This is a genomic window from Streptomyces sp. NPDC018263 (assembly GCF_055562575.1).
Genome location: NZ_JBVHFA010000002.1, coordinates 941,963 through 949,633, shown reverse-complemented (window position 1 = coordinate 949,633; position 7,671 = coordinate 941,963). Strand labels below are relative to the sequence as shown.

Annotated in this window: 7 protein-coding genes; 3 read left to right on the top strand and 4 right to left on the bottom strand. The window is 66.8% G+C overall.

The window, feature by feature from the left end; translation table 11 throughout:
* The first annotated feature begins 1,011 nt into the window (after nt 1–1,011).
* The 3 genes from ACZ3HQ_RS09105 (at nt 1,012) to ACZ3HQ_RS09095 (ending at nt 3,661) form a co-directional block, all read left to right on the top strand.
* Nucleotides 1,012–1,419: a replication/maintenance protein RepL gene (locus tag ACZ3HQ_RS09105; RefSeq protein ID WP_467509038.1), complete on the top strand. Its 408-nt coding sequence runs from the start codon at nt 1,012–1,014 to the stop codon at nt 1,417–1,419.
* A 17-nt stretch (nt 1,420–1,436) separates the two neighbouring features.
* The gene (locus tag ACZ3HQ_RS09100; protein WP_467509037.1) at nt 1,437–1,835 is read left to right on the top strand and encodes a hypothetical protein; all 399 of its coding nucleotides are present in this window, start codon (nt 1,437–1,439) and stop codon (nt 1,833–1,835) included.
* A gap of 242 nt (nt 1,836–2,077) precedes the next feature.
* On the top strand, nt 2,078–3,661 hold the full coding sequence (locus ACZ3HQ_RS09095) for a pentapeptide repeat-containing protein (RefSeq protein WP_467509036.1): 1,584 nt from the start codon (nt 2,078–2,080) through the stop codon (nt 3,659–3,661).
* 243 nt (nt 3,662–3,904) lie between these two features.
* Here the strand turns inward: ACZ3HQ_RS09095 and ACZ3HQ_RS09090 are convergent, their stop codons facing one another.
* The 4 genes from ACZ3HQ_RS09090 to ACZ3HQ_RS09075 form a co-directional block, all read right to left on the bottom strand.
* Entirely contained in the window at nt 3,905–4,915 is a 1,011-nt protein-coding gene (locus ACZ3HQ_RS09090; RefSeq protein WP_360997448.1) for a hypothetical protein, read from the bottom strand.
* 351 nt (nt 4,916–5,266) lie between these two features.
* On the bottom strand, nt 5,267–6,649 hold the full coding sequence (locus tag ACZ3HQ_RS09085; protein ID WP_467509035.1) for a hypothetical protein: 1,383 nt from the start codon (nt 6,647–6,649) through the stop codon (nt 5,267–5,269).
* Complete coding sequence (locus tag ACZ3HQ_RS09080; RefSeq protein WP_381099385.1) at nt 6,646–6,792, bottom strand: hypothetical protein; 147 nt, start codon at nt 6,790–6,792, stop codon at nt 6,646–6,648. The genes ACZ3HQ_RS09085 and ACZ3HQ_RS09080 overlap by 4 nt, the downstream gene beginning before the upstream one ends.
* A 124-nt stretch (nt 6,793–6,916) precedes the next feature.
* Nucleotides 6,917–7,534: a hypothetical protein gene (locus tag ACZ3HQ_RS09075; RefSeq protein WP_467509034.1), complete on the bottom strand. Its 618-nt coding sequence runs from the start codon at nt 7,532–7,534 to the stop codon at nt 6,917–6,919.
* Between the last annotated feature and the right edge of the window lie 137 nt (nt 7,535–7,671).

Here is a 7,671-nt window from a genome sequence, read left to right as displayed (position 1 = left end):
GCGCGCCGTCTCCTCCGGAGACATGACGCGCCGTCACTACGTGACGGAGAGTTGCGCCGTCGCTCCGCGACGAACTGTAACGCTGCTCCGCAGCGTTACAGAAGCTGGCTAGAAAACGGCCGGCTCCCCGTTGGCCGTTACATGATTGTAGAGTGGCGGCCTCATGTCTCCTTGGCACTTTTTCCACTCCTCTGAACTGCGGTTTTACCTCATAAGAGCACAGCGATGAGGCTGGGCTGGCATGTAGTGGAGCGCCCTCCGGATTTCCATCCTCTATCTGACTAGACTCTTTATGTAACGCCCTTTGGGTCGTTACATAAGTTATGTAACGGCTACTCTTCGTGTCAGAAGCAGTGGTCTGGACCTCTCGGAGAGGTTGATGCCCGAGGGAAGGGAAATAGCGCGGAGAAATTCTGTACTCGCCGACATTTATTCGCGTCGGCATTTTGGGGGTAAGTTTTTGTTTTAATTCTCTTCAATAAGGTTTTTCAAAGGGGGATAAATGACAGTCGGCGTGAGAATGACATGGCCCTTCGTCACTCATGCCAGCAACGGGTGAGCATTACCCGTCAGTGCCAACGACCAGGTCGCCACGCCTGCGCCACTGCCACTCTCCCGCAGACCATCAGACGAACCGTCAAAGCGCTCTCCGCGTGGGCTGCGGGAGCTTCCCACCGGGTCGCCCACCCGGGTCCGTCGGTGCCACTACTGGTCAATGTCGGTGCGTGCCGACAAAAACTTGCGATGAGTGACAACTCTCCGGCGCGTAACATGCGGATGCCCACAACTAGCCGTACAGTCGCAGCACCTGTACGCGAAGGGATCATCATGGGCGAAGCGACACGCCCGCTGCGCGGAAGCCACGCCGGACCACCATCCCAAAAGTCGTAACCCGTAAGGGCAGTTGGCGCGGGCAACGGCAAGGACCTCGTCCGACTGATCGCTGAACAGTTCGGCAAAGGTCCGGTCCACGAGGTCAAGACGGTCGTCTACCGTCGGCCGCCACACGACATGCTCGGAGCCAACGGCTACTCACTCGTCAGCAACTACTTCCTGCGCAGGGTCCTGCCCTACTGCCTGATGCACAACATCATCAGCAAACTGCAGGCCGCGGTCCTGTCCAACATGATCGGGCGGCTGAAGAAGGGCAAGATCGGAGTAACCCACGCGGAGATCGCAGACGAGATCGGCGTCAAGCGCACCTCCATCGGACACGCTCTCGACGCCCTGTGCGAGAAGAACCTCATCCGCAAGGTCAAGAGGTCCTCCTACCAGCTCAACCCCCGCGTCGCGTATAGCGGGAACGGCCAGGAGCAGCACGACTTCCTGGCCGAGCTGAGGGCACTGGTACTGGACTCCAAGTTCCCCGACGAACTCGCGCCCGAGCTCAGCCTGTTCCCCAGGTCTGAGGCCGGCTGACCGAAGGGATACTCGACATGCTGTTCCAAACCACCGGGCTGTTCGGCATGCTCTACCAGCTGCAGCTCACCCCCACAGCTATCGACGTCCTCTCCGTCATGGTCGAGCACCAGGACGCTGGCAGGAACGTCGGGATGAAGCAGTCCGAGATCGACGAGATCCTCGGTGTCGGTCAGGCCTCTATGAGCCGAGCCATGGCCCTGCTCGTCGAAAGCGGCATCGTCCTGCGCTCCGGAGGCGGCCGCGGCCACCGCTACGCACTCAACCCCGCCGTGGCCGGCTACGAGTCCCAGACCGAGCTGGAGAAGTCCATGACCCAGCAGCTCTCCGTCGGAGGGTCGCTGCCCATCAAAGTCCCCGGCTACACCCGGCGCCCGCCCAAGCCAGGCAAAGGCAGACTGCACGCCGTCGCCTAGACGCAGAAGGCCCCGGCGGGAATGCCGGGGCCTTCTGCACCTGTACGCGTAAGCGTCAACCACCAGTACGCCCTGAAGCACCGGCAGCCGCCTCCCCGCCGGCGGCCCCTACAGAAAGGCCCGTGATGCCCTCGGCCGCCCCTCCGCCGTGGCCCCACTGCGGCCACGGCGCTGCCCCAACAACGGATCCCGTGGGATGCCGTGGCATCCGAATACCCGGGCGCAGCAACTGCCTGGCCCACTTGACCTCCGCCCACCGCACCGCTTACCTCGGCACACTCTCCAGTGGCGCTGACACAGACCACCGCGGCACGCCCTTCACGCATCGCCTTCTCACCGAGCTGCTGAACGAACTGCGGGACCAGACCACGAGCCTTCCAGTCATCGGCCGCGCCCCATTCGACGGGGCCAGGTTCGACGGAGAAGCCGACTTCGCTGACGTCACCTTCACCGGGCCGGCCGAATTTGACGGTGCTGTATTCACCGACTACGGCCGATTCAAGGCTGCACGGTTTGAGAGCACGTCATCGTTCGCAGGCTTCCAGTTCTCGGAAGCCTCCTTCGAGAACGCCGTCTTTGTGGGCGCGACGAGATTCATGCACGCCAAGTTTCAGTACGACTCAAGGTTCATGCGTGCACAATTCCTGGGCCTTGCAATCTTTGTTATGGCGCGCTTCGGTGGTGTCACCAGTTTTGAGGGCTCGGTGTTCACAGAGGCGCGATTATCGGGGACGCGATTCGGGAACATTGCAGACTTCAGCAACGTGACCTTCACCAGGACCTCTGTCCTCGGGCCTTTTGTGTGTGCCAACCTGGTGCACCTGGAAGGAGCCGTGTTCGAGGCTCCCATCCCCCTGGAGATAGCCGCGGCAGCGGTGTACTGCGCAGGGACACGGTGGGAGTACCGGGCAGAACTCCGCCTTCGTTACGCGGACTTAGATCTCCGATACGCTGTCCTGGCTGCACCCACAGCAGTCACCTTCCACGCTGTCCCCTTCAAGTACCTCTCCACGCCCTTGCCCGAAGAAGTGCACCTCACCCACTGCCTATTCGCCGGGGCCTTCCACCTCGACCAGATCCACATTGAAGGCCGCAATACCTTCGCCCCCGTCCCCGACGGAATTCAACTGCGCGGACACATCTGGCCAGTGAAGTGGTCCAAGCGCCGCACCATCGCAGAGGAACACCACTGGCGAGCCCACGCCGCTGGCCTGTCCACCCAGCCCTCAGGAACCAGTCGCTGGCAGATCAGCCCCCACCACAGCGATCCGGCCCGCACACCCGACCCCGAGGATGTCAGCGCCGTCTACCGGCTACGCAAAGCCTTCGAAGACGCCAAGAACGAGCCAGGAGCAGCGGACTTCTACTACGGCGAGATGGAGATGCGCCGCCACAGCCGCCATTCCACCCCACGCGGCGAGCGCGGCCTGCTGCACGCCTACTGGTTCCTGTCCGGCTACGGCCTGCGTGCCTCCCGCGCAGCGGGGTGGCTGCTCGTCGCAATGGCCACCACCGTGTTGCTGCTCATGGGACTCGGTCTCCCCCAGAACGCTCCTAAGCAAGAAGCCAGCGGGACCGTGCCCGCCGACGGCGGGAACGTCTCCTTCACCATTGACTCGGACGAGCCCCAAAACCCTACGCACGACCGGTTCACCGGCAAACGCTTCGAGAAGGCACTCAACGTGACCCTCAACTCCGTCATCTTCCGCTCCAGCGGCCAGGACCTCACCACCGCCGGTACCTACATCGAGATGGGCTCCCGCCTCATGGAGCCCGTCCTTCTCGCACTCGCCGTCCTCGCCATCCGCGGCCGCATCAAGCGCTGACACCAGGGCAGTCAATGCGAGCGGAGAGCCGCTCGCCGCTGCAGGTGCGCACGTCCACGCACCCGCTCGCGGAACAGCGCTGGGTCGGCGACAGCCGCGCGCTGCCAGGCCAGTGTCTCCAGCGGCTGCCGGGCCGGGCGGCAGGCAGCGGGTAGCTGAACAGGCCAGCATTCACCGGGCCGGTACCGGGGCGCAGGGTCGCTGAGTCGCTGACGGGGACCTGTCGGTGGGGCTGGTGCATTGTCAGAACCTCGCGTAGGCAGAATTGGTGCAGTCTGGGCACAGCAGGTCCTCGGAGCCAGCCGGCAGGGCCCGCCCGCAACCCGCCTCACAGGACGCGAGGTTGGTGTCGGTGAAGTCGGTGGCGCAGGAGAAGCACAGGAGCCGCTGTTCGTCCGGGGCGGCGGCGGTCTCGGCGAGGACCATCGCGTTGAACTCACAGTCGGGGCAGATCTGGATGACGGCCTCGTCGACGTCGGAGTACACCGGGTCCAGGCCGTGCACCTGGAAGACGTACTCGGCTGCGGTCTCTTCCGGGTCGTCCCAGGTCTTGAAGCAGAGGCGGCAGGCGGGGAGGTCCTCGCTGAGGACCAGGGCCTCCTGGGCACATTCGGGGCAGACGACCGTGCAGTCCAGGACGTCCTGGAGGCCGGCTCGGATCTCGTTCATGCGCTTCTTGAGGTAGGCCTCGATGCCGCGCACCTGGCCGCGCACCACGCCCATGGTCTGCTCGACGTCGGCCTTCTGGGCCTTGTCCAGGCCGGGCACGAGCTGGTCGGAGATGAAGGGCAACAGGAAGTTCAGCACGTCGGCGGCCCTGGCCTCGACGGCAGCGGCAGGTGCGGTCAGACCGTAGTGCTGGAGCGCGTTGCGGTCCCGAGCCAGCCTCTTCACCGCGGCGACGGCCTTGTCCGGCAGGCCGAGACCGACAATCTGGGTGAGCCGGGTGAAGGCGTCGCCGGTGGTGCAGCTCTCGAACTCCGCGCTATCGAAGGCCTTGCGGGTGGCCGTCTCCGGCTTCGCGAAGACCAGGGTCCAGTGTTCGTGCTGGAGGCGGGCCTTGAGGAACACCTCGGTGGCGGCCTGGAGGTGCAGGACGGCGTACTTCAGGGCGCGGGCGTCGGGCAGCTCGCCGGGATCGGTGGCCAGCCGGTCGACGACGTCAAGCAGGTAGTCCAGGCCGTTCGTGATCAGCGGGTAGCTCACGTCCGCCCGCCGGCTTTTGCCCTGTCCAGGCTCGGATTCCGCTGCCATCGTGCCCTCCCCTGCCTCCGGCGCTCTGCCGGAAGTCCATGCACTCGAGCGTATTCGGAACCAGAACCAGAGAGCGCACCGGGGCGGGGCTGGCTGACCACCAGCAGACGCAGTGCGATGGACGGCCGCGTCTTGTACGCCTTGTACGGGTCGCCGCCCGCCTGGACGAGCTCGGCACGCGCGTTGCGGGCCGCCTCGTAGAACGGTTTGAACAGGGACTCGTTGGCCTTCCCCGTCCAAGAGTCGTGGATGGCCGGCATTGCGGCGAGGTGCCCTTCGCGGACGAGTCTCGCCAGCTGCTTGATGTGGCGAAGGCACGCCAGCCGACACGGTCGCCGGGTGCTCCTGCCGTCACGGGCTCCCGGGTGCGGGGTTCCGGCGACGGCGGTCCTCGTTACCGAGACGCTTGATCTTGCGTCGCACCCGCTCTCCCATGTCCGGCTGCTGTCCTGCTTCCAGCGCTGCCTGCTTCCAGGTGAGGCGGTCGGCCGCGTAGCAGTCGGCGACCTTCCGCTCCGCAGCAGAGAGCTTGGCCAGGACGCGTTCGACTTCCTCTTCATGGCCCGGCAGATCACCGTCGACGGTCTGGACGCCCGCGCGGAGGTCGAGCTTGTCCATGGACCGCACGCGCTGCCCTCGGTGTTCGTGCTCCCACAGTTCGGTGTCCGCCGACGTCGCAGTGTGAACGGCGGCACGCAGGCGGGCCTCGAGTTCGTCCGTGCCGTGCACTTGGTCGTCCCAGCCCTCTTGCAGCAGTCCCTGGGCGATGCGCTTGGGGCTTCGGCTGGTGCGCCCGCCGAGGAAGCGGGCCAAGTGTTCGACGAGGACGTCGCCGGGCCCTTGGTGGAGGCTGGCGTGACGGGCCTGCAGGGCCGCGGTGAACAGCGAGCGGGATGCATAGCCGCGCCAGCCGTGGAGGTAGGGGCCCCCGCGCGGCATCTCCAGCTGACGGTGGAGCAGCCGGATCACGGTGAGAAAGTCCAGGCCGGAGGGGGCGAGGCTCTGGACGATGGCGTTCAGCGCCTGGCTGGAGACCCGGGCCCGCTGGGCGGGCCCGTCACGTCCGATCAGCAGTGTGATGGGGCCGATCATCCCCTTGCCGACGTGCCGGGGCACCCCCGCATCCACGGCCTGCTGCGGGCGGGACTGCAGCAGGTGCGCGGGGAGGCTGTCCACGACCTGGGCGGTGCTCCAGCACCAGATGGCCCAGGCTCTCGAGCGCCAGTCGGGCACCGGGCCGGTGGGCGTGCGGCAGCGATCGTGCGTCAGGCGGCCGAAAGCGTCGCGGCCGCATCCCGTGCTGTCGCTGCTGCCCCACGGACACACCGGGTAGACGCGAGGAGGCCGGCGGCGGGCGAACATGTCCAGCGTGAGATCGGCGAGAGCGCGCAGCATGTCCCCTCCCCCGTCGGCGGGGATCTTCAGGTCGCCCAGGACCGGGCCAAGTCCGTAGGGGAAGAGCTGCTGGGCTCGGTGGCGGGCGCGCCGGGTGACCTCGGCCGCGCGGACCAGCGTCGCGGTGTGCTGTTCGTAGCCGGTCAGCGTGCATGCTCTGGCCAGCTGGGCGGTGTTGGGCCGGGCCGTGCCGTCGAGCCAGCGCTGCGGGGCCGGGTCCGGGTGGCGGTGTGGCCGGCAGAAAGGGCAGCTGAGGCCCAGGCCGATCACCGGCGCGGGCGTCCACCCGCACTCGCCGACCGTGGCCGCTTCCCGGCCGGGGGGTGTGGGGGTGCTCACTGGCGGCGCTCCAGCAGGTGGTCGGCGAGCAGCGTCGCGGCGACGGCTCCGCCGAACGCTTCGGCTGGAGTAGCCCCTACGGCCCGTAGGTACCATCCCGCCATCATTCCCACCACCAGCGCCACCATGACGTACACGTTCACCAGCCAGATCCTTACCCCGGGCGGGAGCGGTCCTGTTACCCCTCCCTCATCCTTTGGGGACGGGCGGACCCCGGACCGACAAAAAACCTTCAGCGATCTTTTTTGCGGGCCTCCGGTCGGGAGGTCAGGTGCCCACCGGCTGCCCTGTCCGCGCCCAGGTTCCGTCTTGCGGCACCTCGAAGCTGAGCTTCCAGGGCTTGTGGCCGGCGGCCGTGCAGTCGGCCCACAGGCGCATGCGCTTGGTCCGGTTCTGCTGGCGCCACTGCTCCTCGCCGCCGGTGCCCTCGTACCAGCGGGGGCGCGGGCTTTCGTCGACGGCCAGGCGGGTTCTGTCGTCGGCTTCCAGGGTGAACGGTGTGACCGAGCGGCCGAGTTGGTCGGCCCCGTCGACGCCGGGACGGAAGCGATACGGGCCCCAGACGACCTCCGCTCGCTCCTCGGCCGTCGGACCGCCCGCCAGCACCGGATCCCGTACTCGGTCACGGTCGTCGCGGACGGTGAGCTGCACGGTGATCCTCCCGAGCGAGGCCGGGCCGTCGAACCGGACATACAGCATGCCGCCCTGCGGCTCCAGCTTCAGACGCAGTTGCGGAGTCAGATCCAGGTGCCACCGGTCGCGTTCGATCCGGGCCACGGCCTCGGCGGTGGCGTTGGCCTGCGCTGACGAGCGCCACGAGGCGACTGCCGCGACGCCGCTGAGGCCTGCGGCAACGGCCGCGATGACTGTGTCTGCTGATCCCATGCCGGAGGGTACCGCGCGGTGGCCGACCGTCATTCGACAGCTTCAACAACGTCTTCGCTCCGCCGGTTCCGCCCATGCGCCAAGCACCGGCGGCACGGTCCGGGGACGGGTGGAGGGGCGCGGCGCGCATCCCGACT

Excerpts from the sequence above, each read along its gene's own strand:
- ACZ3HQ_RS09105 (WP_467509038.1), top strand. The coding sequence starts at position 1,012 with ATGCTCGGAGCCAACGGCTACTCACTCGTCAGCAACTACTTCCTGCGC.
- ACZ3HQ_RS09100 (WP_467509037.1), top strand. The coding sequence starts at position 1,437 with ATGCTGTTCCAAACCACCGGGCTGTTCGGCATGCTCTACCAGCTGCAG.
- ACZ3HQ_RS09090 (WP_360997448.1), bottom strand. The coding sequence starts at position 4,915 with ATGGCAGCGGAATCCGAGCCTGGACAGGGCAAAAGCCGGCGGGCGGAC.
- ACZ3HQ_RS09075 (WP_467509034.1), bottom strand. The coding sequence starts at position 7,534 with ATGGGATCAGCAGACACAGTCATCGCGGCCGTTGCCGCAGGCCTCAGC.